This window comes from Desulfovibrio sp. (assembly GCF_009712225.1).
Taxonomy (GTDB): domain Bacteria; phylum Desulfobacterota; class Desulfovibrionia; order Desulfovibrionales; family Desulfovibrionaceae; genus Desulfovibrio.
Genome location: NZ_WASP01000005.1, coordinates 98,285 through 124,621 on the forward strand (window position 1 = coordinate 98,285; position 26,337 = coordinate 124,621).

Here is a 26,337-nt window from a genome sequence, read left to right on the forward strand (position 1 = left end):
CGCAAACTAAGCCTTGGGCGTGGTGTGCTCCACTGCCATGTGCTTATGAAAATGCTTCTGGCGAATGGTTGTTCCGCACGCGCGGCAATAAAAAACCAGCAACCCGCCTATATTGGCATTGGTGAGCACGAAGGGCTGGCTGGGGTCATTGCGCCAGTCGGCAGTGGTGGCAGAACAGTGTGGGCAGGTGACAGAAGGACTGTAGGGATACTTAAAATCCCAGAACTGCATCAGTTCGTCAAAGCTCGCAAGAGGGCCAGCCGCCTGGGTAATCTCTTGCGGTGTGGATTCAACCTCAAGCAACTTGCGGACTTTGGGTTCCATTTTTTCCCACAGGCTCCACGGAATAATGACGGAAGCAACATTGCCCTTGGCATCGGTAACATACTGAAGCAACGGATTATCGAGCATATACGATCCTTGGAGTAAAACAGGCAAAACAAAGCCTGGCTTGGCGGCAGTAAAAAAGCATTGCTAACAAGGCCCGGCACAATGAGCCGTGCTCTGCTCTGCCAGTAATAGCGCATAGCCTGCCGCGCCCCAAGGGTAAATGTCAAGAACGCAAAATAAGTAAAGCCACCGCCTTAGGGCACTGACCAACAAAAGCAGAAACGGCAATGTGTATTGCCGGGCATATAGATTCAAAAATCGCACCACGGCATCGCGCCAGCAGCAAGCTTGGCAGCACAATGTCATTGCAACAAAACGCATGGCATGCCATGCGCAGCATAGCGGAAGGAGAAACCATGAGCAGCAACAAGGGATTAGGCAGAGGGCTTGACGCTCTGTTTGGCGGGTCTGCGCCAAAACAGGAACCGCAAGGACAGGAAAGCGCCGTTAACCTTGTGCCGGTTTCGTCCCTGAGGCCCAACCCCAACCAGCCTCGCAGGCATTTTGATGAAGCCGCATTGCGGGAGCTGGCAGATTCCATCAAATCGCAGGGCATTATTCAGCCTTTGCTGGTACGCCCGCATGGCGGCGAAAACACCTATCAGATTGTTGCTGGCGAACGCCGCTGGCGCGCTGCACAACTGGCCGGACTCAAAGAAGTGCCTGTCTTCGTGCGCGAGCTCAGCGACAAAGAGGTTATGGCTGCCGCACTTATTGAAAACCTGCAGCGCGAAGACCTCAACCCCATTGAAGAAGCAGAAGCCCTGCAGGCGCTGCGCGACGCTCTTGAGCTCACACAGGAGGAACTTGCCTCACGCCTTGGCAAAAGCCGCCCCGCCATCGCCAACGCATTGCGTTTGCTGCAGCTGAGCGCGGGCGCACGGGCCGACATACAGGCCGGGCTGCTCAGCGCCGGTCACGCTCGCTGCCTGTTGGGCATTGATAATGCCATGGCTTCGGATGCCTTGCGCCAGCGCATTATCAGTCACAAGCTCACAGTACGCGAAGCAGAAGACGCTGCCGCCTATTGGCGCGGGCACAACGCTCTGCCCTGGGAAGCTCAGGATGGTGAACCGCAACCCCGCACCAAAACACCCCGCAAAAAAAGCGCCCAGCTTAAAACATTACAGGTCAATCTGAGCCAGAGCCTTGGCTGCAAAACCCAGGTAAGCGGTGACGAAAACAGCGGGCGTATTGCGCTTGCCTACGCCAGCCGCGAAGAACTGGACATGCTGCTTGCCAAGCTTGGTGTCGCCCTGCCAGAAGCCCAAAACGATGCCAATAACGAAACCGAAACGCATGTGCAACCTGCTGCTGAAACTCAAGATACTTCGGACATAAGCGATTAAAACAAAACCCGCTGTACAACCAGCGGGCAATATATGCTGCCAGCCACACAACATGGTGTGGACAGGCAAAAAAAAGAGCGCAGGTGGAACTTCCGCATTGCGCTCTTTAAGTATCTATTCTTTACGAACCACAGCTCCAAACATACCTTCCAGCCACGGGTGGTTGTTGGGTGTCTGCCACTGGCAGCGTAAACGCAGACCAGGGTGATCTTTCATAACTCTGTCAATCTGCTTTTCATTTTCCTGCACCCTGAGGGTACAGGTTATGTAGGCCAGCTCGCACCCAGGGTGCAGCAAGGCAACCAGACGATCCAGAATACGGCGTTGCAACAGCTCATGCTCTACCGCCTGCTGTTGCGGTCTGCGACGAATATCTGGCCTGCGGGCAAGAACACCAAGGCCGGAGCAAGGGGCATCAACAAGTATATGACCGCCCCACTCTGCTATTGGTGGATTTGCGGCATCAACCAAAACAGTGGAAGGACAGGTCAAAGCCAGTCGACTGCATTGGCCGGGCAAACCAGCCAGCCGCTGAAAGTTGCGGTCAGTTGCCAGGGGAACCGAAATGCCCCGCTCCAGCAGGGCGACAGTTTTGCCACCAAATCCCGCGCAGGCATCCCACACCGGCTGACCCCAGTCATAAAGGCCAAGCTGCTCCAGGACAAGCTGTGAACCGGCGGACTGATACGAAACCGCCCCGCAAAGCTGCAAGTCGACTAGTGACTTGCCCTCAACAACGTTCGGCACAGTGCCAGGCGCAAAAGCGCAACCCCATTGGCCCACCGCTGCCCCACCGCAGGCAAGCAGATCCGCTAGCAACTGCTGCGCATCAGTATAAGCGGCATTAACGCGAAGGGCGCTCCAAGGTCGATCAAAGGAACGTTGCGCGAGATGTGCGGCGGCTTCTGACCCATAGTGTTTGCTCCAGTGCCCAATCATCCACACAGGCAAGGAATAAAAAAGAGCAAGCCGCTGCAGGCTGTCAGCACTTGCGCCTTCAACAGTATAAAATTCCTGATGCCGGGGGGCGTCACCGAGGCGCTGCACAGAGCGCAGCGCACCGTTGGCAACTTTTGCGAACCCTTGACCATACAGCACGCGGACAGTTTCCACAGCGCTGTGAACAGCGGCGTGGTCAGGCACGCGATCCTGAAACAGTAGCCCATATACAGCAAGGCCCAAAACATGCTGCAAGGGTGTGGGCAACGACTGAGGACGCGGCAGCACCCTGGACAAAACAAATGCAATGCGGATTTCTGCGCGCAGATAGCCGTACACCAGCTCTGAACAAAGGTTGCGTTCCACAGCGGGCAATGCACCAGCAAGAGGCACAGCCTTATCCTTGCTCCCCTGCCCACATCTGGCGTCTGCTGCACATGCGGCGGCAGCTGAAAAAACGGCTGCAAGGGCCTGCTGAGCGTTCAAACCAGCGTCGACCAGTAAAAGTGCGCACAAGGCCATATTGCGTGCGCTATGAGGCAACCTGCGAATTTTGGCAGGTAAGGCTATAAAACTGCTGTCTGTGCGAAAAGCTGTGTTGCTCATGCTATGCCCTGCCATATGGAACACGGGGCTTCAAACCCAGAAAGATGCGTACTGCGTCTTCCAGAGCGTTCATGGGAACCAGGGTATCCACACAGGGGCCATGCGGACGCTGGTTTAGCACGCCAAAAACCGGTAAGGGATAACTGTCCTGTATGCCAGAGGTAAGATCACGCTCACAGGCTACGGCTATAATGCACCGAGGTCTGGTCTGCACAACAATGCGACGCGCGATGGTCCCACCCGTGGCAATGGCAAGACGTACGCTGTATTTGTCGCGCAGATCAAGCAGATCTCCCACAGGACATTTACCGCAACGCTGGCAGTTGTCCGGGTCGTGTACAAGGCGGTGCGAGCACAGTGCCTGCTGCACGCAATGCGGCAAAAGCAGCAACAGCTTGCCGGGCTCGACTGTGCAGCCACTCGCAAGCACAAGCTCGTTATTTACCTTTATGAAGCTGCGACGCACTCTACCCCTGTCTATGCCTACAAGTTTTGCAAGCAACTCCATCAAAGGGAAAAAAAGACGAACTGTGACATGCCGCACACTGTCTACACCTGGAATTGATTTACCGGTATAAATGTGAAAAATCAGCAGAACACACAGCCACAACGATGCAATGATTATTGCCATCCCTACGGCTATGCTGAGCGACGGCAGCCACGCCTGCGTCGAAAAAAAACCTACCCAAGGGAATACAAGGAAAAAGGCGACAACAACGCATAGCAACAGACACGATGCAAGCATCAGCCCTATAAAAACACGCTTGCGCGCTCCGCCATACTGCTCGGGAGGCAGAGAAAATGGTGATTTGCGAATCATGAGGCCTCCGCTGCATCAGCCGACAAGGAAATTTTGAGAACATGCCCGAAATGGCATAAAAACGGCCTTCAGAGAAGCGCAAGTCCGCAACGCGAGGAACTAATCATAAAAAGAAAAAACGAGGCTCAAAAGAGCCTCTGTTTAAACGTGCCCGAACCGCAAAAAACTCACTCACCTGCTGCGGGTATCCGGGCAAGACCGCAAACCCCATTGGGCAGGCCGCGTAGAATTCCGTTGAGCAGATCGCGGGCCGACATGTCCTTTTTTCCCTGGGGGCGAACCGTAGAAAGAACGTACCAGCGATCGGCGCAGGCAATGCTGAGCCCGTCTGGCCCGACATGCACAGAACCTGGAGTTTCACCAGCTGTGCGCTCGCCGACCCTGCCGGGAGCAAGAATAAGCGAAAGGTGCGGCCTCTGGGCAGCGTCAGCGCCAGTTGTTTCAAAAACTGTTCGCGCTCCCGGCCATGGGGTAACGCCCCGGACACGGGCATGTACCTGCGCGGCAGGCAGGGCCCAGTCTATGAAGCCGTCTTCCTTTGAAATTTTAGGGGCATAGGTAGCGAGGGCGTCGTCCTGCTCAACAGCCATGCCCTTACCGTCCAGTATATCGTCGAAAACACGCACAAGCAGCTCTGCGCCAATACCCGCAAGGGCGTCGTGCAGGGAGCCTGCCGTGTGTTCGCCGATGGCGAGACCGTCTGTCGCAAATACAGGGCCAGCATCAAGCTTGCTGACTATGCGCATGATGGAAATACCCGCGCGAGCGTCAGGCTGCCAGCCATCTATCACTGCCCGCTGTATGGGCGCAGCACCACGCAGGCCAGGCAGCAACGAGGCATGCACATTGATGGAATCAAGACGGGGCATGGCAAGAACGGCGTCGGGCAAGATAAGTCCATAAGCCGCAACAGCCAGAAAATCTGGCTTCAGCGCGGCCAGCTTGGCCTGGGCTTCTGCACCCTTGAGGCTGGCAGGCTGCAAAACAGGAAGGCCTAGCTCAAGAGCCAGTTTTTTAACCGGTGATTCTGCGAGCTTGTGACCACGACCAGCCGGTCGGTCGGGCTGGGTGTACACGGCAACAATTTCGCCACGAGGCCAAGCCGCCAGCCTTTTCAGGCTGGCGGCGGCAAACTCGGGCGTTCCCATGAATACTATACGGCACTTTTGCGTTTGAGCCATTTTTTCACCTTGCTGTCGTACAGGGTGCGGCGCAGCCTGCTTATCTTGTCGATAAACAGTATGCCATCGAGATGATCGTATTCATGCTGAATGATGATGGCGGGAAAATCTTCAAGATCTTCTTCTATGATATTACCGTCCAGATCCATGGCGCGCAGGTGAACATTGCTCATGCGGTGTACGTCCGCACGGTAGTTCATGGGTACGGAAAGGCAGCCCTCCTGCTCGCTGATCACTTCCTCACCGGAAAGTGTCAGCTCGGGATTGATGAGCACCCGGGGTTGTTTTTCCTCATCCTTCATGGCTGGATCCATCACCAGCATCCGGATGTTGCGGCCAACCTGTGGCGCAGCAAGCCCCACACCGGGGGCGGCATACATGGTTTCAATCATGTCAGCCGCGAGCTGGCGGATTTCATCCGTCACCTCGGTTATGGGCTTGCACACTTCCTTAAGTCTGGGATCAGGATAGGCGACAATATCAAGAATCATGCAGATTTCGCCCCCTATGCTTTGTCGGCTGCTGCGCCGTCCTTTTTCTGCTCGGTGCCCGGCACTTCACGCAGGCGCAGGCCCAGTTCTCTCAGCTGACGCGAGGAAACAGCGGAAGGCGCGTCTGTCATGAGGCAGGTGGCCTTTTGCGTTTTGGGGAAGGCAATGACGTCTCGGATGCTGGGCGAAGAAGAAAGCAGCATCACCAGACGGTCGAGACCAAAGGCCAAACCGCCGTGCGGCGGAGCGCCAAGGTCAAGCGCCTGAATCAGGAAGCCAAACTGCTCTTCGGCCTGCTCGGGCGTAAAGCCAAGGGCCTCGAACATGCGACGCTGCACTTCGCCGGAATGGATACGGATGGAACCACCGCCAACTTCGCAGCCGTTGAGCACCATGTCGTACGCACGGGCGCGAGCCTTGGCAGGGTCGGTAACCATCAGTTCCATATGGCCGGGCGCGGGCGAGGTAAAGGGATGGTGGCAAGCCACATAGCGCTTGTCTTCCTCGTCGTACTCGTACAGCGGAAAGTCCGTAACCCAAAGGAAATTGAAGCTGTTTTCAGGAATCAGCTTGAGGTGGTTGGCAAGGTGCACACGCAGGTTGCCAAGAGCCGCATTGACCATGGAAGGATCGCCAGCCTGGAAGAACACGATGTCGCCGATCTGAAGATCCAGCGCTTCGGCAATGCCCTTGCGTTCTTCGTCCGAAAGGAACTTGGCAATGGGCGACTGCCATTCATCGGCCTTTATCTTGATCCAGGCCAGACCCTGAGCGCCGTAGATCTTCACAAATTCGGTGAAGGCATCGATTTCCTTGCGGGTCATGGATTCGCCGCCAGGAACCTTCATACCCTTGACCAGCTGGGCCGTGGCAAACAGCTTGAAGCCAGAACCACGCACAATGTCGGTAAGGTCGACAAGTTCAAGACCAAAACGGGTATCGGGCTTGTCCACGCCGTAGCGGCCCATGGCTTCGTCCCAGGGCATGCGGGGGAACGGCAGGGCAAGTTCCTTGCCCATGACATCTTTGAACACGCGGGCCATGAGGCCTTCGGCAATGCCCATGACCTGTTCTTCGTCGGCAAAGCTCATCTCAAGGTCAACCTGAGTAAACTCGGGCTGACGGTCAGCGCGCAGGTCTTCGTCACGGAAGCAGCGCACAATCTGGAAATAGCGCTCCATGCCGGCAACCATCAGCAGCTGCTTGAACAGCTGGGGCGACTGAGGCAGGGCGTAGAATTCGCCGTTGTTCAGGCGACTGGGCACGAGAAAGTCGCGGGCACCTTCTGGCGTGGACTTGGTAAGCACCGGAGTTTCCACTTCGGTAAAGCCGTTGTCGTCGAGAAAACAGCGGGCAGCCTGGGAAACCTTGTGGCGCAGACGCAGATTGGCCTGCATACGCGGACGACGCAGGTCAAGGTAACGCCAGGTGAGGCGCAGGTTTTCACCGGCGTCACTGCGGTCTTCAATGGGGAAGGGCGGCGTTTTGGAAGTGTTGAGCAGCTTCCACTCATAAGCCACAATTTCAATCTGACCGGTCACCATGTTGGAATTGACCATGCCATCAGGCCGCGGACGCACCTTGCCCTTGACCGCAAGCACATATTCCGAGCGCAGAATGTGAGCATTTTCGTGGGCAGAAGGAGCGATATCGGGGCTGAACACAATCTGGGTCAGCCCGTCACGGTCGCGCAGGTCGACAAAAATCAGGCCGCCGTGGTCGCGGCGGTACTGCACCCAACCCATCAGGCAAACATCTTCACCATCATTATTGATGGTCAGCTGGCCGCAGGAATGGCTGCGATGCCAGTCTCCAAGCTCAGTGACGAATTTCTGGTGCTCGCGCTGCACGTCCTGCTGCGCGTCCTGTGTCTGCATCTGTTCAGTCATTGTTGGTTCCCGGTTGCAAGAATTGGAGTACGCCTGTCTGCGGCATGGAGCTTTGCTCACCGCTTTCAAGGTTTTTGACGACCACTGAGCCCTGGGCGGCTTCATCAGGGCCTATAATCAGACAATGCTTCGCACCGGACTTACCGGCTTGACGCATGAGGCTTTTAAAGCCGCCTTCACTGAAATTCATTTCGCCGGTCAGCCCGGCATCACGCAGCTTTTGCGCAAGCAGCCAGCCCTGGGTGCGGCTTTGCGCATCCATGGCCACAAGATAAAAATCGCTGGCTGCAGCGCCACCATCGCCCATCATGAGCGCAAGACGCTCCATGCCGCAGGCAAAGCCCACGCCTGGCACATCGGGGCCGCCAAGACTTTTGACAAGACCGTCGTACCGGCCGCCGCCTGCCACAGCAGCCTGCGCGCCAATGCTGCCGCTCACAACCTCAAAGGTAGTACGGCAGTAATAATCGAGCCCGCGCACAAGCCTGTGGTCAAGCTCATAGGCAAGACCCTGACCGTCGAGAAGCTGCAGCACGGTATCAAAGTGCGCGCGGCAATCGGGACAGTTGTAATCCAACAGCTTGGGAGCGTTGTCGGTAATGGCGCGGCAGCCGGGCTGCTTACAGTCGAGCACGCGCAGGGGGTTAGTTCCAACCCTGCGGGCGCAGTCGGGGCAAAGAGCCGCGCTGTCAACACCCTTGAGATATTCGAGCAGAGCAGCCTTGAATTTGGGCCTGCACTCGGAACAGCCAAGAGAATTGATCTTGAGCGTCAGGTCGGTGAGGCCAAGATCGGACAAAAAGCGCAGCAGCATGCTGACCAGTTCTGCATCGGCCATTGGGCTGTGACTGCCAAGGCACTCACAGTTGATCTGATGAAACTGGCGCATCCGGCCCTTTTGCGGGCGCTCGTAGCGAAACATGGGGCCAGTGGTAAACAGCCGGCTCACAGGTTCGCGGTTGGTCAGGCCACTTTCAATATAGGCGCGCATAACGCCCGCCGTAGCTTCGGGCCGCAGAGTGAGCGAACGCCCCTTGCGGTCGGGAAACGTGTACATTTCCTTTTGAACCACGTCGGTTTCTTCACCAATAGAGCGGCAAAAAAGCTCGGTAAACTCCAGCAGGGGCGTGCGCAGTTCAACAAAACCATAGCGTCCAAAAACGTTGCGCGCCGTATTTTCGATGCGCGTAAACTGGTCGCTGTCAGGCGGAAACATATCCGCAAAACCCTTAATGCGTGCGATACTCATGGCTTCCTCATAAAAAACTCGCTGCCGCCTGTGGGTCAGCGTGAAAGAACTGGTCTACCTTGTGGCGCAAGCGGATTCAAGACTGAATTTGCCAGCGCAGTCGTCACACGGCACGGGGTATTCACCCGTAAAACAGGCCATGCAGTAGTGCTGCGGCTTGCTCACAGAGCCAAGCAGACCGGCAATGCTGAGATAGTGCAGCGAATCTACATCGAGCTTGCGGGTTATTTCGGCCAGATTGTGCTGGGCCGCAATAAGCTCGCCGCGCGAAGAAAAGTCTATGCCATAGAAGCAGGGAAACTTGACCGGCGGGCTTGAAATGCGGATGTGCACTTCCTTGGCACCAAGTTCGCGCAGCTTTTTTACGCGGGTCATCATGGTAGTGCCGCGCACGATGCTGTCGTCGATGATACAGATGCGCTTGCCTTCAATCATTTCGCGCACGGGGTTGATCTTAACCCGCACGCCAAAGCTGCGCATGCTCTGCGAAGGCTGAATAAAGGTACGGCCCACGTAGTGGTTACGTATCATGGCATGCTCGTAAGGCAGGCCAGAGCGCTGCGCAAAACCAAGGGCCGGGTAAATGCCCGAGTCGGGGAAGGGCATGACGTAGTCGACCTCGGGGGCCGATTCGTCAGCCAGGTTCCAGCCCATTTTTTTGCGGCACAGATAGACCTGCTCGTCAAAAATATATGAGTCGGGACGGGCAAAATAGACCAGCTCAAAGATGCACTGGCGCGGCTTTTCGGGCAGCGGGCCCATAAGATGCTCACTACGAACGCTGTTGCCGTCCACAATGACAATTTCACCGGGTTCCACAGAACGCTCAAACTGCGCTTCAAGCAGGTCAAAGGCACAGGTTTCAGAGGCAAACACCGGGCTGCCGTTCATGCGGCCAAATGCCAGCGGATGGAAACCGTGCGGATCGCGCACCGCGACCATAACACCGTCGACCATCACCAGCAGGCAGTAGGCACCGCGCACGCGGGCGCAGGTTTCCTTGACCGCACCAGGCAGGTCATTGTGCCTGAGGGCGCGCACCAGCAGGTGCATGAACACTTCCGTGTCGTTGCTGGTTGAAAAGATGGCGCCTTCGTTTTCCAGATCTTCACGCAGCTGGGCCGCGTTGACCAGGTTGCCGTTGTGCGCAAGCACCACATCGCGCCCCTTGAAATGGGCGAGAAAAGGCTGGGCATTGCTGCTGGAGGAACGCCCCGTGGTGGAATAACGCACATGGCCAATGGCAGTTTTGCCTGTCAGGGCCTTGAGAGTGGCCTCTGAAAAAACATCGGGCACAAGGCCCATGCCCTTGTGTTCGTGCACGCCGTCCGTGTCAAAGCTGACAATGCCGGCGCTTTCCTGCCCGCGGTGCTGCTGTGCGTACAAACCGAAATAAGCCAGACGAGCCGCTTCTTCATGGTCGTAAATGCCGAATACGCCGCATTCGTGCTTGATCATAGGCCTTACTTCTTCAGTTTTTTGCGCAGATGCGCAATGCGATTATCGATGACCGACGGATTGGGATAATCGTCGCGGGCCAGTTCAAAGTTTTTGAGGGCATCCTTTGTCTTGCCGAGCTGCTCAAGGGCATCAGCCAACAAGTACCCGGTCAGCCCACGCAGGGTCTTGTCCGGGTCGCTGTCCAGTATCTGCTGACAGAGGTCGGAAACTTCCTGCCAGCGTTCCCTTGCCATATTCTGGTCGGCAAGGTCGTACATGCACATTATTTTGTCGTGGTCGGCCAGGGGCAGTGCCAGGCACTGCTGCAAGGTGTCCTCGCCCGCGTCGAAACGCCGCAGGTAGAACTGCATGGCCGCCAGCCTGCGGTAACCTTCCACCGTCTGCTCTGTCGACAGGCCGCCAAGACCAATATAGGCATTCCAGGCATCGGCGGCACGGCCATAACGGCGCATACCTTCGTTTACCTCGCCCATACGGCGCAGAATCACGGCGCTGCGTGCGTCGTTGTCTGCAAATTCGGCCAGCATGGTTTCAAGATATTCCAGCGTGGCCCTCGGCTCCTGCCCGGCGGCGTTGAGCACCACCAGAAGCTGCTGCCACGCCTCCCAGCGCAGATCAGCATCTCGCGCCTCACGCAGATAACGCTCTAATAGCCTTTCGGCAAGTGACCAGTCGCGCAAAGATACTGCCGTGCGGGCTGCGGAAAGGTCGTCGCCCACCATGCTCTGGTCCTTGCAAGCGCATAGAAAGCCCGCAAAAACCACACACAGGCACAGGGCAAAGACCTTGCCGCAAACCGCACGCACTTTTTTCATCAGCCGGATTTATTCCTCGCCTTCGTCGTCGGCTTTGTCAGCGCCGGGGGTGTCGATCACCTGAGGTTCGCCCGCCGGGGCAGAAGGAAGACCGCTAAAGTCGTCGTCTTCCATTTCGGCGCTGGCATCCCTGCCGGTCTGCCCGCCTTCATCCACGCGGTCAAAGCCCACCACGTGCGCGCCTTCGTCCAGACGCACAAGCATGACACCCATGGTGGCGCGGCCCTTGCTGCGCACATCGTCAACGCCGATGCGCACGATCTTGTTGGATGAGGTCAGCAGGATGAGACCGTCGTTATCGCGCACAGGCATGGCCCCAACCACAGGCCCGGTCTTGCCGGTAACCTTGAAGTTGATGATGCCCTTGCCGCCGCGCGATTGCAGGCGATAAAGGTCAACGCTGGTGCGCTTGCCGTAGCCGTTGGCAGAAATGGACATGATCTCGGTGGTCTGATCGATATCCTTGATGATGACGGCGGCCACCACAAAGTCCTGCCTGCGCAGGGCAATGCCCTTGACGCCCGTGGCCACGCGGCCCATGGGACGTACATCGTTGCAGGCAAAACGGATGGAAAAGCCGTCTGCTGTGGCCAGAACAATGTGGCTGTTGTCGCGTATGGGGCGCACCACCACAAGTTCATCGTCCTCACGCAGGCCCACGGCCATGAGGCCGGTCTTGCGGCACTTGGCGTACAGCGAGGCAGAGGAGCGCTTGATCATGCCCCGCTTGGTAATGAACAGGAAAAACTTGTCTTCTGCAAATTCACGCAGGGCCAGCACAGTGGTAACCCATTCGCCCTCTTCGAGAGGCAGCAGGTTATTGATGTGCACCCCCTTGGCCGTGCGGCTGCCTTCGGGAACCTGATGCACCTTGAGCTGGTGCATGCGGCCCTTGTTGGTGAACAGGCAGAGGAACTGATGGTTGGTGGTGGTCAGAAATTCCTGCACATAGTCGTCGTCGGAGGTGTGCAGTGCGGCAATACCCTTGCCGCCACGTTTCTGCTGCTGGTAGTTCTCAAGCCCGGTGCGCTTCATGTAGCCACGGCGCGAAAGCGTGATGACCACTTCTTCGTCGGGAATAAGGTCTTCAATATCAATGTCGGTGAGGGCCTCACGCAGCACTTCTGTACGGCGCGGGGTAGCGAAGGTATCGCGGATTTCGGCAATCTCGCGCTTGAGCTCGCTGCGCAGCACTTCGGCATTTTCCAGAATGGAGCGATAGAATTCGATCTTCTGGAGCAGGTCCTTGTATTCGTTCATCAGCTCTTCGCGCTGCAGACCGGTAAGGCGCTGCAAACGCATCTCAAGAATGGCCTTGGCCTGTACTTCCGTAAGGGCAAAACGCTCCATCAGGGCGTTACGGGCTTCTTCCGGATTGGCAGAAGCGCGGATAAGGGCGACCACCTCGTCGATATTGTCGATGGCGATGCGCAGACCTTCCAGAATATGGGCGCGGGCTTCGGCCTTTTCCAGATCATAGCGCGTACGGCGGATGACCACTTCGCGCCTGTGGTCCACAAAGCACGAAAGGGCCGTCTTGAGGTTCAGCAACTGGGGGCGGTTGTCCACCACGGCCAGCATGTTGATACCAAAGCTCGTTTCCAGCGGCGTAAACTTGTACAGGGCGTTGACCACAATATCGGGGATGGTGCCGCGCTTGAGGTCGATGACCACGCGGATGCCCTTGCGGTCAGATTCGTCGCGCAGGTCGGTGATGCCGTCAATCTTGCGGTCGTTGACCAGAGCCGCGATTTTTTCCACCAGCGAGCTCTTGTTGAGCCCAAAGGGAATCTCGCGGATGATGATGCTCTGCGCGCCCTTTTTGCGGTCTTCAATTTCTATGCGACCACGCACCTTAACTGTGCCGCGCCCTGTGTGGTAAGCGTCGTACAGCCCCTTGCCCGCGTAAACAAAACCCCTGGTGGGAAAGTCCGGGCCTTTCACATGGTCCATGAGTTCGTCAATACTGCACTGCGGGTTGTCGAGCAACAGTTGCAGGGCATCGCACAGTTCGCCCAGGTTGTGGGGCGGAATATTGGTGGCCATACCCACGGCAATACCCGAGCTGCCGTTGAGCAGCAGGTTGGGAACCTTGCTCGGCATGACCGAAGGTTCCTGCAGGGTATTATCGTAGTTGGGCCGGAAATCTACGGTATTCTTGTCCAGGTCGTTCAGAAACTCCTGGGCAAGTTTGGACATGCGCACTTCGGTGTAACGCATGGCAGCCGCGGCGTCGCCGTCGATGGAGCCAAAGTTGCCCTGCCCGTCCACCAGCGGATCGCGCATGGAAAATTCCTGCGCCATGCGCACCAGGGCATCGTACACGGCAGAGTCACCATGCGGGTGATATTTACCGATAACGTCACCGACGATACGCGCGGATTTTTTGTGCGGACGGTTGTAGTTGTTGGCAAGCTCGTACTGCGCAAAAAGAATACGCCTGTGCACCGGCTTAAGGCCGTCGCGCGCGTCGGGAATGGCGCGTCCGATGATGACCGAAAGGGAATACTCCAGATACGATTTGCGGAGTTCTGTTTCTATGCTTATCTGCGGCTGCTGCATATCTGCCACTGCGGGCCTCGCTGCTGTTATTGCGGGGAAGGGAGGGCAAGCCCCCCGTCTGCCAGAAGGTCTATAACCTTCAGGAACCCCATTTTATATTCATGCTGCACAAATCCGCGTTAGACACGGCCTCACAGCATATCAATCAACTATCACACACAGACGCGGGTCAGACCCCACAAGGCAGCCAGACCCACGCCCGCATTCCTTAAATATCCAGATCCTGTACGGCCAGGGCGTTGCGCTCGATAAACTCGCGGCGCGGTTCCACACGGTCGCCCATAAGTTCCACAAAGGCGTCTGACGCTTCGTTGGCATCTTCAACCGAAACCTGCAGAAGCACGCGGTTTTCAGGATTCATGGTGGTGACCCAGAGCTGGTCGGGGTTCATTTCACCAAGACCCTTGTAACGCTGGATGTTGATACCCTTGCGGGCTTCATCAAGCACCATGCGTATGAGCGTAAACAGGTCTTCTGCGGCAACCTCGCCGTCTTTTTTGCGCAGGGTAAAGGCAAAAGAACCGCACTGGGTACGCAGCTCGTCAAAGAGCTGCCAGGCCTGCTTGTACAGACGCGAGGAAAAGAACTCCATGCCTCTGCGGGTATGATGGCCGCCTGTGTTTTCAAACACGGCAAACAGGCGTTCCTCCTCGTCTTCGCTCTTTTCGCGCTCGAGGGTCAGCATGTAGCCGTGCTCGTTGAGCCAGTCGGTGAATTCACTGTCCTGATTTTCAAGGCTCTGCGCGTCAATCTGCTTGGCGTAGGTAACAAGGGCCATAAAGAGATCACGCGGGGTACCCGCCATTTCGGCATCGTTCACGCGGCCTTCGAGCTTTTCAATGTGCTCCATGAGCCCGATAAGCTCCTTGCCCGTGTATTCCTTGCCGTTGGAGGCAACCACGGCCACATCTTCGCTCACGCGGCTGAGCAGGAATTCGTTGAGCGCCGGATCGTCCTTGATGAACTTTTCCATGCGCGAATTGTGCACGCGATACAGAGGCGGTTGGGCGATGTAGACAAAGCCGCGCTCCACCATTTCCTGATACTGCCTGAAGAAAAAGGTCAGCAGCAGGGTGCGGATATGCGCTCCGTCCACGTCGGCGTCTGTCATGATGATGATTTTGTGGTAGCGCAGCTTGTCGAGGTCGGTGTCTTCCTCGCCGATACCCGCGCCCATGGCGGTGATGAGGGCCTTCACTTCCTTGTTGGCAAGCATCTTGTCAAAGCGGGTACGTTCCGTATTCAGGATTTTGCCGCGAAGGGGCAAGATCGCCTGATTTTTGGGATTACGTCCCTGCTTTGCAGAACCACCTGCCGAATCACCTTCCACGATGAACAGTTCGGATTCAACGGGGTCCTTGCTCTGGCAGTCGGCCAGTTTGCCGGGCAGCGAGTTGTCAGAAAGCGCACCCTTGCGGCGCACCAGTTCCTTGGCGCGGCGGGCTGCGTCGCGCGCACGGGCTGCGTCCACGGCCTTATCGATAATGAGGCGGATATCCTTAGGATTTTCCTCAAAATAGATATTCAGACGGTCATAAACCACACCGGCCACCAGACCGGCAATTTCGCTATTGCCAAGCTTGGTCTTGGTCTGTCCTTCGAACTGGGGCTGCGGCAGCTTTACGCTGATAACGGCGGTGAGACCCTCGCGCACGTCGTCGCCCGACAGCGAGGTATTTTTCATCTTTTTGACCAGGTCTGCCTGGCCCTTGATGTAGCCGTTGATGGCGCGGGTAAGCGCAGTGCGGAAGCCCACAAGGTGTGTGCCGCCTTCCTTGGTGCGGATATTGTTGGCAAAGGTGAAAATGTTTTCCTTGTACCCGGCATTGTACTGCAGGGCAAAGTCAACGGTCACGTTGTCAACCACGCCTTCACCAAAGATAATGGGGTGAATACCCTGCTCGCCAGAGTTGAGATCGCCCACAAACTGGCGAATACCACCCTCTGCATGGAAAACATGGGTTTCGCTAATGCGCTCGTCGATGCACTCGATGGTCAGGCCCCTGTTCAGATAGGCCAGTTCCTCAAAGCGCTTCTTCAATGTTTCATATGAAAACTCGAGAACCTCAAAGATTTCTTCGTCGGGCTTGAAACGCACGGTCGTGCCGTGACCTTCCACGAAGCCCTCGCTGATAACCGTCAGTTCGTCCTGCGGTACGCCACGGGAATAGTGCTGGCGGTAGCGCTTGCCGTCGCGGCGTACGGTAACGGTAAGCTCTTCGGAAAGAGCGTTGACGCACGAAACGCCCACGCCGTGCAGACCGCCCGAAACCTTGTAGCTCGAATTGTCAAACTTGCCGCCAGCGTGCAGCTTGGTCATGACAACCTGTACTGCGGGCACACCTTCCTTGGGGTGAATATCCACAGGAATGCCGCGGCCATCGTCGCGCACGGTAACGCTGTTGTCGGCGTGCAGTATGACGGTGACCCGCGAGCAGAAGCCCGCCATGGCTTCGTCAATGGAGTTGTCCACTACCTCGTAGACCAGATGGTGCAGGCCGCGCGTGTCTGTAGAGCCGATGTACATGGCCGGGCGCTTGCGCACAGCCGAAAGGCCTTCCAGAATGGTAATGGAAGAGGCGTTGTACCCGCCGTTGCCGGTTTCAGGAGCCATTAAACGTCTTCCTCGCTATAGTAGGTCGTTTCAGAAACCTTCATGGGCATGATAATGACCGTGTAGTCGGTGTCGTCGCCGCCGCGTATGCCGCAGGGGCCTTCAGAGCCGGTAAGCATCATGTCGATCTTTGCAGAAACAAAGTGTCCCAGCACGTCAAGCAGGTTGCGCGTGGGGAAGGCAATGCGCTTTATATCGCCGTTGTAGGTAACCTCAAGGCTTTCATTGGCCGAGCCCACATCCTGCCCCTGAGCGGAAAGCAGGGCTTCGCCAGCGGTGAGGTCCATGTAGGTGCAGCGGTCGCTCTCGGTATTGAAAATAAGAATACGGCCAAGAGCCTCAATGGCTTCCTTGCGGGCCAGAGTCATGGGGTGCATGTCTTCGCTGGCCAGCTTGCTCATAAAAATGTTGTAGTCGGGGTATTCGTGCGCTGCACGGGGCAGGCTCAGCGTTTCCGCACCATCAAGGCTGCGCAGGTACAGGCGCTTGTCTGTGATGTTGAGCTCAATCTCGTCCACGCCAAGCCACTTCTTGATGTCCTGCAGGTACTTTTTCTGGATCAGCATGCCCGATTCGGGCAGGCGCTCGGCCAGCTCGTCGTGGGTAAAGGAAACCAGAGCAAACTGGTGTCCGTTGAGCCCGCACACGTCAATGCGGCCATTGCCGCGCGGTTTCATACACAGGCAGGCAATAGCGTCCATGGCGTCGTCGTCGCTGATGCAAAAGGCGACCTTGTCCAGAACATCCTGCAAAAAATCGCCAGACCAGGTAACGGCATTTTCAGCAGGAAAGGCAGAAAAATTCTGAAACCACTCCGCTCCGCTCACAGGCAGTTTGTAGGTGCGTCGACCCTGTTCGAGCAACAGATTGCCAGAAGCCTCATCAAGAGTGAGGTGCAGCACACCCGTGGGCAGCTGACGCACAAGGTCAACAAAGGCTCTGCCCTGCACACCGATGAGACCGGGCGTAGCAACCTCTGCGGGGTAACGCCCGGTAAACTCGATGTTGGCGTCGGTGGACATGACAGAAAGACTGCCTTCTTCAGCCTTGAGCCAGATGGAACGCAGATACTGCGCCCCTGCCTTGGCGGGAATGATGGCAGCCGCCTTAAGCAGGCCTTCGATGATTTGCTCTTTGTTTACAGTAAGTTTCATATGTTTTTTCCTTACTATTATTGGCTTCTGTAACTATGTTCTTAAAGCATCTAACATGCTTTTTTTATTGAAAATCCACTGGAACATTCCAGCTTGCTCCCAGGGAACGTCAGGAACATTTTACAGTAATTTTGGCCTGTTGGCATGGAACTATTGTGTCTTAAGCTCCAGTTCTGTCACCATCTGTTGGAGCGCTTTGTCACTAACTAGAATTTTCTTAATCTTTTTAATAGCATGGATGACAGTACTGTGGTCTTTTCCGCCAAATGCACGCCCAAGTTCGGGGTATGAAAGCCCAAGTTTGCGGCGGCAAATATACATGGAAACCTGCCGGGCCAAAACAAGGTCCGGGCGACGTTTGCCGCCAAGTACATCCTCGGCGCGCAGGTTCATGGCCCGGGCAACCTCCCCAAGAATTTCGAGACAGCCTGGTGTCTTGTCAGCCACGCCCGTTCGTACAATGTTCTCAAGGTCGGCCTGTGAAAGGTCACAACCGGTCACAGAGCAAAAAGCCGCCACCTTGAGCAGCAGACCCTGCAGCAGCCGAAACTGGGAACAGCGCTGTGCTATGAACAGCAGCTGGTCGCGCGAAAGGCTCATGTTGCGCTCCTTGCACATGGCCTGCAAATAACGCATGCGCACGTCAAGGTCAGGCTCCATGAGCTCGACTACAAGGCCGCTTTCAAGCCGCGAGCGCAGGCGTTCGTCCAGGGTTTTGAGCGCCTGGGGCTGGCCTGTACAGGCAAATACCATCTGCCCTGCCCTGCGGCCCCCGGTAGAGGCAGCCGGACAGGCGTCCATGCAGGACACAAGCTTCTGCTGCCAGGCGCTTTGCCCGGCAAGGTCCTGTATGTCGTCCAGCAACAGTACGTCGCACTGTTGCCAGAAAAGTTCGGGGTGGCGCACCCAGGCCGGGCTGTCGGCGCAAAAACGTGCTGCCGAGGCAAGAATAACGCGGTTGCCGGTCTGGCTTTTTCTGAGCGTTGCGGCCATGGACCGGAGAATGTGGCTTTTGCCCGTGCCGCTGCGCCCGCACAGCAAAAAGGGATTGTAGGCCACACCTGCCCTTTGCTCGGCTATTTCCTTGGCGGCAGCCAGGGGAAAAGCGTTTTTTGCGTTGGCGATAAAGGCAGTAAAAGCATCGTTTTCGTTCTTGGGCGCTGCCGAAACTACGGAGCGCGCCGCCATACCGGAACCTTGCCGGCCTGTAGCATCCCGCGCCGCGTGCTGAGGCGCCCATGCCTGTGCATGGCCCAATGCTGGGCCCAGAGCGGGCTGCTCATATTCAATGTGCGGAAGCTGGGCATCGGCAAAACGGCAGGAAAGCGCCTGTTCAAAAAGATCGCGCTTGTGCTGGCTGAACCACGCGGCAAAATAAAAGTGGGGAAAACCAACATGCAGCGTATGGCCATCGTGGCGCAGGGTGAGCGATTCCAGCCAGTCTCCCCTGTCGTCGGCTTTTTGCAGAGCCAGTATGTCCCGCAACTCGTTTTTCAGCATAGCGTGCTTGGCCTGTCCATAGGCCTGTGGATAACAGTTCCTTGGGTGTGCAGCGCCGGGCGACCGGTTTTTCTGGCAGGGCCAACAAGCCTTGCGCGCCGGATTTGGCGCGGTTCACACCGTGAAGGAGCAAAGAACAGGCATACCATAAAGCTTGATACGAAACAAGTGCCGTAGCCCCGGGGCTGCAGGCTGAAAGTGTGCTGCAGCACGGGGTAATGGAGAGGGATAAATGCTGACGGTCATTTTTATGAAGGCAGATATTCGTTTGACCAGAGGAATTGTGTAATAGTCTGCATTACCTGTGAAAAGTTGTGAAAAACCCATACCCCCAATCATGCTGGCTGGACAATGAACACTGTGGCAGGTATATGTTTGGAATGTTTTTGAACAAAAAATTCTGTTTGGTCGGTGTGGCCCTGCTCTTGCTTGTTGCTGGTGTTTTTGTCTGGCAATATGGGCTTCCGCCGTTTGAAGGACGGCAGAACCCTGCTGTGGAGCAGACTGAAACAGGTTCCGGCTCCGGCCAGGGTGAACAGGCTTCAGGCGGTTCATCTGGTCAGGCTTCGGAACAGCCCACGACGGAGCAGGCTTCAGAAAAAGCGGAAAAGGACTCCAGTGACAAGCCCGGGGAACAGGCGGAGCGTGCAGTCGATGCCGCGGCAAGCAGCGACGAAGAAGGTGCTGCCCCCGGCGAGGCTGTTGTTCGCGGCACGGTGGAAAAAGGCGATACCGTCATCAAGATGCTTGCCGGGGCAGACAGCCAGGCGGCACAGGATTATATCAATGCGGCCCGAAGGGTTTTTTCCATGCGGGCCTTCCGCGATGGTCAGCCCTATGTGGTGGTTACTGATGCCGCCACAGGCAAGGTAAAGCGTTTTGAATATGAGATAGACAGCCGTCGCCGTCTGGTGGTTGAGGGCATGGAACAGCCGGTGGCCCGCGTTGAGGCCATTGAGTACACCACCCTGCTCAGCACCGTGAACGCCGTTATCGACGACAACCTGTTCCAGGCCGTGGCCGACGCTGGCGAAAGACCACAGATGGCACTCAGGCTGGCAGAACTTTTTGGGTCGGAAATCAACTTTATTCGCGATCTTCAGGAAGGTGATTCTTTTGCCGTGCTGGTGGAAAAGCGCTACCGTGATGGCGAATATAAGGGCTACGGACGCATTCTAGCCGCCCATTTTACCAACAAGGGCAAGAAGTTCGAAGCATATCTGTTCCGCGAGGGCAACAAGAGCGCCAGCTATTATAACAATAAGGGCGAAAATGTTCGCAAGTCGCTCTTGCAGGCTCCTCTGGCGTTCACACGGGTGACGTCGCGTTTTACAAAAAACCGGTTGCATCCCATACTGGGATACACAAGGCCGCATGAAGGCGTTGACTACGCCGCCCCCACGGGTACGCCGGTCAAGGCTGTGGGCGAAGGCGTTGTTACGCAGCGCGGCTGGTCTGGCGGCTACGGCAATCAGGTTATAGTGCGCCATGGTGGTGGGCTGGAGTCTTTGTACGCGCACCTTTCCGGTTACGCGCGCGGGCTCAAAACAGGGCAAAAGGTGCGTCAGGGCGAAGTTATCGGCTTTGTGGGCATGACAGGCCTTGCCACGGGCCCGCATCTGGATTTCAGGCTGCGGCAGAGCGGCAGGTTTATCAATCCCGCCAAGGCTATCAACCCGCGCGGCGAACCGGTCAGCAAGAGCGCCATGGCCGCCTTTGAAAAAGTGATGGCTCAGGAACTTGCCCTGCTCAAGGGTGAGCAGAGCGCTTCGGAATACACGGTGGACAGCATCGTGCCCGATCAGATGGAGCCGTTGCAGCAGGAAAAAGCCGCTGAGCCAGAAAAAAAGACCGAAAAGCGCAAAAAAAAGCACAGGGACTGATGCATGCCCCCTGCCGGAAAAAGCAGGGGCGGCAAAGCCTGGATTGTTTGGCTGGGGCAAGGTACGAGCGCCATTTTGCATGCGGGAGGAGCCATGACCCATTATGATCCTGTATCCGGCATGACATTTGTGGTTGTGGACAGCGCGACCGACAATCCTTGCCCCATCACGTTCTATCCGTCCATAATGGGAGACAGCACGTCTGCCTCTGACGCCCTGTTTCAGGAAGAAAGCGCAAAATCCTTCATGCAGACCCAGTGGCGGCTTTCTGCTGCCAATTTGCACGGCCTTGGCAATATTGCCAGCGGGTGGGCATAACAACCCTGTTACCCATTTTGCCTGCAAGTGACTGAACACGCCTTGTTTTGGGCTTGGGCGGTTGCATTGTGAAGCGCGAAACGATACACAAATTCTCATGTCATCGCGCCGACTGCTTTTTCTTACCCCCGCTCAGGCAGTAACTGCCGTCTTTCCCGCGTTACGCAACGCGGGTTTTGAGCTTGGCATTGCAGAAAATCTCAAGGGCGCTTCTGTCTTTATCAAAAAATCCGGGCCGGATGTCATATTTTCGCGTCCTTCCCTGCCGGGCTTTCGGGTTGAAGACCTGCTTGCCGTAGGCGCAGAAGATCCCAATTTTCCCCCAGTTATCGTCATTACCGACAAGGGCAGCGCCGAAGAAGCCGAGAGGCTCCTGAGTCTTGGCGCGCGTGACTACTGGCTTGAGCCCCTCGACGTGGAGCGTGTTGCCGCCGTAGCAGGTCAAAAACGCAAAACAGCTCCCGTACCTGCCGTTTCCACTCTCGGCGGCCACAAGCCCCGTCAGGAGGCTTCTGGCCCGCGCATTGTGGGCGAGCACCCTGCCATAGCCCGCGTGCTGCAGCTGGCACGTCAGGTTGCCGGTTCGCGCGCTACTGTGCTGATCACCGGCGAATCTGGTACAGGCAAGGAAATGTTTGCCCGCTACCTGCACGCCATGAGCAAGCGCGCCGATCAGCCCTTTGTGGCTGTAAACTGCGCAGCCCTGCCCGAGCACCTGCTGGAAAGTGAGCTTTTTGGTCACGAAAAGGGCGCGTTTACCGGCGCCATTGCGCGCAAGCCCGGCAAGTTTGAGCTGGCCGACGGCGGTACCCTGCTGCTGGACGAAATATCTGAAATGGACATGGCCCTTCAGGCCAAGCTGCTGCGCGTACTTCAGGAAGGCGAGATCGACCGCGTGGGCGGCACGGAAACCATCAAGGTAGACGTGCGCGTGCTTGCCACGACCAACCGCGATCTTGAAGGCTGGGTGAAGGAAGGCAAGTTCCGGCAGGATCTGTACTTCCGGCTCAATGTCATTCCTCTGCGGCTGCCTTCACTGCGTGAGCGCGGCGACGATGTGCTGCAGCTGGCGCGCTTTTTCATGAACATGTACACGCGTGAATACCAGCTGCCTGTTTCGCCCCTTTCTGACAGCGCTGTGGCCTGGCTGCAGCAGTACGATTTTCCCGGCAATGTGCGTGAGTTGCAAAACCTCATGGAACGCGCCGTGCTGCTGGCCAACGGCAGACCCGTTGAGCCCTGCCATTTTTTGCTGGAGAATGACGACTGGCCGCTGTTTGAGGAAGAATCCCCCGCTCCGGCCACCGGTACCGGTGCTGCCGCAGCTGCGGCAGAAGAAGCCCTTGCCATGGCCGCCACACATGCCACGGCTTCGGGTGAAGATGCGCCAGCCGCCGACTACTCTGCCCTTGCTTCTGTTGCCGCGCCTCTGACAGAAGGCCGCATGCAGGGAGCGGTAATTCCGCTGCACGAGATGGAACGCATCATGATTCTCAAGGGGCTGGAGGTTACCTCTGGCAACCGCACCCAGGCTGCCGACCTGCTGGGCATATCTGTGCGCACGCTGCGTAACAAGCTCAACGAATACCGCGCAGCTGGTCATCCCATTGACTGATATTATGGGCGCAAGGCCGCACACTTGATAAAAATAAAAAAGGCCCGCATTTGCGGGCCTTTTTTGTTGCCTGAATACTGTGGAAGCTGCTGCCTAACCGCGAATGTCACAGCAGGTTTTGGAGAGTTTTTCGTATAGCCACGCCATATCCATGGAGCCGTTTTTTTCTATTGAGCGCAGCTTTTCAAGACCGGATTCGGTGATCCTGCGGGCCTGTTCCGCAACGCTGGCGGCTTCGTGCCTGCGTATGGCCACAATGCCGTCAGCATCGGCCACAATCAGGTCGCCGGGGTTGATAACCACGTTGCCCATGCCAACCGGCACGTTTACCTCGCCGCAGGCATCCTTGTACGGCCCATTGGGCGAAACCGCACGCGCGTAAACGGGAAAATCCGTCTGCCGCAGGGCTTCGGCATCGCGCACCGCACCGTCCACAACAATGCCCGCCAGACCACGCGCCCTGGCCAGGGCAGCAACAATTTCGCCCGCCACGGCCCTTTCTGTATAGCCTGCGCACGATATCACCAGCACGTCACCGGGCCGGGCATTGTCTACGGCATAGTACAGCAGCAGGTTTTCGCTGGCTGGCAGGTTGACGGTATAGGCGGTTCCCACCATGCGGGCGGTGCTGAAGGGCTTGAGGGCAGAAGGCAGGGCCGCGTTGCGGCCAAGCGCATCGCAGATATCGGCAACGGCCAGGTCTGCGAACTGAAGCATGATCTCCGGAGCAGGCCGCTCTATCCTGCAATTGATGGCATAGCGCATGTGTTGGTTCCGTGGCGCTGGCAGCGCGGTATACGCATTGCGCCTGCCAACCCGGCAAATATGGGATGGCAGGCGTGACGCATGGGTATGGAGAGGGTTTATTTGCTGGTCTGGGCCATTTCTGCGGCAAGCTCGTTGCGCGCATCAGCATCGTTGAGGGTATGATCAACATCAATCTCGCCCCGCAAAACCTTGTTGGCATGGTCAAGGTCAATGGACTTTTCCCAGCGGCCGATGGCTACTGTAGCAACACAGTTGCCGATCAGGTTGACCACTGCGCGCATTTCGTTGAGCACACGGTCGATGCCGATAACAAGGGTCATGCCCACCACAGGAATGATGTTCGTGGCCGAAAGCGTGGCGGCCAGGGCGATAAGGGCTGCACCGGCAACACCTGCGCCTCCTTTGGAGGTAAGCAGCAGCACCAGCATGAGGGTAATCTGGTGGCTGGTGTCGAGGTGGATATCCATGGCCTGGGCGATAAAGGATGCCGCCATGGTCAGGTAAATGGCCGCGCCGTCGAGGTTAAACGAATAACCCGTGGGGAACACAAGACCCACCACTGATTTTTTGATGCCCAGGGCTTCCATTTTTTCCATGCTGCGGGGCAACACGGCTTCTGTGCTGGCAGTGCCGAGGGTGATGAAAATTTCTTCCTTCATGTAACATATGAGCTGCCATATGTTCACACCGGAAAATTTGCAGATAAGGCCGAGCACCACGATCACAAACAGGGCGCTTGTCAAGTACAGACACAGCACAAGCTTGCCCAGAGAGGCCAGAGCGCCCACACCGTACTTGCCGATGGTGAAGGTGATGGCACCAAACGCGCCAATCGGGGCAAGCTTCATGATCAGGTTTACCACGCCAAGCAGGGCGGTGCTGAAGCGTTCAAGCGTACCGAGAATGGCATCCTTGGGTTTGCCGCTCATGTGCGAAAGGCTCATGCCAAACAGCACGGAGAACAGGAGCACCTGCAGCAGGTTACCCTCGGCAAATGCGCCGATAACGCTGTGGGGAATGATGCCCATGATAAATTCCATGGTGGTCTGCGCCTTGGCGTGGGCAAATTTGCCCAGGGACGAGGCGTCCATGGTTGCCGGATCGGCGTGGATACCAGCACCGGGCTGCACGATATGCACAACCACAAGACCGATGAACAGGGCGAGTGTGGTGACAATTTCAAAGTAGAGCAGTGTTTTGCCACCCACGCGGCCAACAGCCTTGAGGCTGTCCATGCGGGCAATGCCCACGACCACGGTGCAGAAAATCACCGGCGTAATGATCATTTTGATAAGATTGATGAAAGCGTCGCCAAGCGGCTTGAGCTTTACGGCGATATCAGGCGAGACAAAGCCAAAGGCGATGCCCAGCGCAATACCCACAAGAACCTTGAAGTATAGTGAAGAGAAAACTTTTTTCGACATAGCCACCTCAGTTTCAGGCAGGGGGGGTCAATGAAGGCAAATTTATTAACGGCCAGGAAACGTGATTGTGAAAAAAGGCGTAAGCTTTGATTTTAGAGAGGCCGGCCTGCCCTGACGGTGCGGTCGGCCTCTCTATAAAACGTGCCTAGGCGCTTTCGTACAAACGGGTCATGATAAATTCTCTGTGACCCAGCACTTCAGCGGCGGTGTTACGGCCATTGCAGGTGCGGAACAGCATTTCAAGCAGTTTGTCGCCAGCGGCATCGAGGTTCATTTCGCGGCGCAGAATGCCCGAAACGTCCACATCGATGTGTTCGTTCATGGTGCGAACCGTGCGGGGGTTGGCCGACAGCTTGATCACCGGCAGAATGGGGTTGCCAATGATGTTGCCCTGCCCGGTGGGGAAGAAGTGGGCCACAAAGCCGGAAGCGGCGCACAGGGTCACCATTTCGGCTGCGGCAGAAGAAGAGTCCATGAACCACAGGCCGGGAGCGGTGGGGGTTTCAGCCTTGTCGAGGCAGCCGATAACGGGAGCCTTGCGGCCGATCTTCTGGATGTTGCCCAGAGCCTTTTCCTCAATGGTGGTCAGGCCGCCCTCAATGTTGCCCTTGGTGGGCTGGGAATCGCTGAGGTCGTTGGTCTTGTGGTCGTCAACAACCTTGGCGTAACGGTCGAAGAAGAACTTGAACTTGGCGCGCACTTCAGCATTGGCGCAGCGTTCCATGACCAGGTGCTCGCCGCCGGTGATTTCGGTGGTTTCGCCAAACAGGGTGGTAGCGCCCTTTTCCCACAGCTTGTCAAAAGCGTTGCCCACGGTGGGGTTGGCCGCAATGCCGGAAGTGGTGTCGGATTCGCCACACTTGGTGGAAACCCACAGCTCTTTCACCTGGCATTCGGTACGCTGCAGCTCAGTGGCGAAGTGCATGAATTCCTTGGCCTTGCGCGAAGCAGAGCAGATGGTCTCAAAGTCGCCGTGCTGTTCGATGGCAAAGCCTTCAACGGGCTTGCCGGTTTTGGCAATACCGTCCACCACGCGCTTTGTCCACTGGGGCTCAATACCAATAACGATAACGGCTGCCACGTTGGGGTTGGAGCCAACGCCGATCAGCGTGCGGAAATGCAGGTCGAGGTCTTCACCAAACTGAAGGCGGCCATAAGCGTGGGGCAGGGCAAGGGAACCCTTGACATTGTTGGCCACGGCTTCGCAGGCGGCGTTGGAAAGATCGTCCAGGGGAAGGATTATAACGTGGTTACGGATACCCACGCGGCCATTTTCGCGGCGATAGCCCATGAAAGTCTGTTGCATCGG

The 26,337-nt window shown here is 56.9% G+C and carries 20 protein-coding genes; 4 read left to right on the forward strand and 16 right to left on the reverse strand.

Annotated elements, in window-relative coordinates; genetic code table 11:
• Positions 1 to 6: 6 nt before the first annotated feature.
• Positions 7 to 411, reverse strand: coding sequence for a hypothetical protein (locus tag F8N36_RS04295; RefSeq protein WP_291331566.1), 405 nt, complete (start codon positions 409 to 411; stop codon positions 7 to 9).
• A 335-nt stretch (positions 412 to 746) separates the two neighbouring features.
• Between F8N36_RS04295 and F8N36_RS04300 the strand changes: the two genes are divergently transcribed.
• Positions 747 to 1,739, forward strand: coding sequence for a ParB/RepB/Spo0J family partition protein (locus F8N36_RS04300; protein ID WP_291331567.1), 993 nt, complete (start codon positions 747 to 749; stop codon positions 1,737 to 1,739).
• Between the two features lie 114 nt (positions 1,740 to 1,853).
• On the opposite strand, the gene F8N36_RS04305 is transcribed toward F8N36_RS04300, so the two are convergent.
• The 12 genes from F8N36_RS04305 to F8N36_RS04360 all read right to left on the reverse strand — a co-directional run bounded on the left by F8N36_RS04305 (position 1,854) and on the right by F8N36_RS04360 (position 19,020).
• Positions 1,854 to 3,071, reverse strand: a complete 1,218-nt coding sequence (locus F8N36_RS04305) for a transcription antitermination factor NusB (RefSeq protein WP_291331568.1) — start codon at positions 3,069 to 3,071, stop codon at positions 1,854 to 1,856.
• 214 nt (positions 3,072 to 3,285) lie between these two features.
• Positions 3,286 to 4,104, reverse strand: a complete 819-nt coding sequence (locus tag F8N36_RS16320; protein WP_366247030.1) for a DUF116 domain-containing protein — start codon at positions 4,102 to 4,104, stop codon at positions 3,286 to 3,288.
• A 167-nt stretch (positions 4,105 to 4,271) separates the two neighbouring features.
• A complete protein-coding gene (gene fmt, locus F8N36_RS04315; protein WP_291331570.1) occupies positions 4,272 to 5,285 on the reverse strand; it encodes a methionyl-tRNA formyltransferase in 1,014 nt (337 codons plus the stop codon).
• Positions 5,258 to 5,776 carry a peptide deformylase gene (def, locus tag F8N36_RS04320; protein WP_291331571.1) on the reverse strand — a complete coding sequence of 173 codons (519 nt, stop codon included), beginning with the start codon at positions 5,774 to 5,776 and terminating at the stop codon, positions 5,258 to 5,260. The genes fmt and def overlap by 28 nt, the downstream gene beginning before the upstream one ends.
• Before the next feature lie 14 nt (positions 5,777 to 5,790).
• A complete protein-coding gene (aspS, locus tag F8N36_RS04325; RefSeq protein ID WP_291331572.1) occupies positions 5,791 to 7,665 on the reverse strand; it encodes an aspartate--tRNA ligase in 1,875 nt (624 codons plus the stop codon).
• Positions 7,658 to 8,914: a histidine--tRNA ligase gene (gene hisS, locus F8N36_RS04330; protein WP_291331573.1), complete on the reverse strand. Its 1,257-nt coding sequence runs from the start codon at positions 8,912 to 8,914 to the stop codon at positions 7,658 to 7,660. The genes aspS and hisS overlap by 8 nt, the downstream gene beginning before the upstream one ends.
• Before the next feature lie 54 nt (positions 8,915 to 8,968).
• The gene (purF, locus tag F8N36_RS04335; protein WP_291331574.1) at positions 8,969 to 10,372 is read right to left on the reverse strand and encodes an amidophosphoribosyltransferase; all 1,404 of its coding nucleotides are present in this window, start codon (positions 10,370 to 10,372) and stop codon (positions 8,969 to 8,971) included.
• 5 nt (positions 10,373 to 10,377) lie between these two features.
• Entirely contained in the window at positions 10,378 to 11,190 is an 813-nt protein-coding gene (locus tag F8N36_RS04340; RefSeq protein WP_291331575.1) for a hypothetical protein, read from the reverse strand.
• Between the two features lie 9 nt (positions 11,191 to 11,199).
• On the reverse strand, positions 11,200 to 13,752 hold the full coding sequence (gene gyrA, locus F8N36_RS04345) for a DNA gyrase subunit A (RefSeq protein ID WP_291331576.1): 2,553 nt from the start codon (positions 13,750 to 13,752) through the stop codon (positions 11,200 to 11,202).
• A 208-nt stretch (positions 13,753 to 13,960) separates the two neighbouring features.
• Positions 13,961 to 16,366 carry a DNA topoisomerase (ATP-hydrolyzing) subunit B gene (gyrB, locus tag F8N36_RS04350; protein ID WP_291331577.1) on the reverse strand — a complete coding sequence of 802 codons (2,406 nt, stop codon included), beginning with the start codon at positions 16,364 to 16,366 and terminating at the stop codon, positions 13,961 to 13,963.
• On the reverse strand, positions 16,366 to 17,520 hold the full coding sequence (gene dnaN, locus F8N36_RS04355) for a DNA polymerase III subunit beta (protein WP_291331578.1): 1,155 nt from the start codon (positions 17,518 to 17,520) through the stop codon (positions 16,366 to 16,368). The genes gyrB and dnaN overlap by 1 nt, the downstream gene beginning before the upstream one ends.
• A 150-nt stretch (positions 17,521 to 17,670) precedes the next feature.
• Complete coding sequence (locus tag F8N36_RS04360) at positions 17,671 to 19,020, reverse strand: DnaA/Hda family protein (RefSeq protein WP_291331579.1); 1,350 nt, start codon at positions 19,018 to 19,020, stop codon at positions 17,671 to 17,673.
• Between the two features lie 386 nt (positions 19,021 to 19,406).
• On the opposite strand from F8N36_RS04360, the gene F8N36_RS04365 reads away from it, so the two are divergent.
• The 3 genes from F8N36_RS04365 to F8N36_RS04375 all read left to right on the forward strand — a co-directional run bounded on the left by F8N36_RS04365 (position 19,407) and on the right by F8N36_RS04375 (position 22,836).
• Positions 19,407 to 20,903: a M23 family metallopeptidase gene (locus F8N36_RS04365; protein WP_291331580.1), complete on the forward strand. Its 1,497-nt coding sequence runs from the start codon at positions 19,407 to 19,409 to the stop codon at positions 20,901 to 20,903.
• A gap of 93 nt (positions 20,904 to 20,996) precedes the next feature.
• The gene (locus F8N36_RS04370) at positions 20,997 to 21,221 is read left to right on the forward strand and encodes a hypothetical protein (RefSeq protein WP_291331581.1); all 225 of its coding nucleotides are present in this window, start codon (positions 20,997 to 20,999) and stop codon (positions 21,219 to 21,221) included.
• Positions 21,222 to 21,318: 97 nt separating this feature from the next.
• Positions 21,319 to 22,836 (forward strand): sigma-54 dependent transcriptional regulator, encoded by a 1,518-nt coding sequence (locus F8N36_RS04375; protein WP_291331582.1) that lies wholly within the window; start codon positions 21,319 to 21,321, stop codon positions 22,834 to 22,836.
• A gap of 93 nt (positions 22,837 to 22,929) precedes the next feature.
• Here the strand turns inward: F8N36_RS04375 and F8N36_RS04380 are convergent, their stop codons facing one another.
• From F8N36_RS04380 to F8N36_RS04390, 3 genes are all read right to left on the reverse strand, one after another.
• Positions 22,930 to 23,553 carry a dimethylmenaquinone methyltransferase gene (locus F8N36_RS04380; protein ID WP_291331583.1) on the reverse strand — a complete coding sequence of 208 codons (624 nt, stop codon included), beginning with the start codon at positions 23,551 to 23,553 and terminating at the stop codon, positions 22,930 to 22,932.
• 146 nt (positions 23,554 to 23,699) lie between these two features.
• Positions 23,700 to 25,028, reverse strand: coding sequence for a C4-dicarboxylate transporter DctA (dctA, locus tag F8N36_RS04385; protein ID WP_291331584.1), 1,329 nt, complete (start codon positions 25,026 to 25,028; stop codon positions 23,700 to 23,702).
• A 145-nt stretch (positions 25,029 to 25,173) separates the two neighbouring features.
• Complete coding sequence (locus F8N36_RS04390) at positions 25,174 to 26,334, reverse strand: UxaA family hydrolase (RefSeq protein WP_291331585.1); 1,161 nt, start codon at positions 26,332 to 26,334, stop codon at positions 25,174 to 25,176.
• Between the last annotated feature and the right edge of the window lie 3 nt (positions 26,335 to 26,337).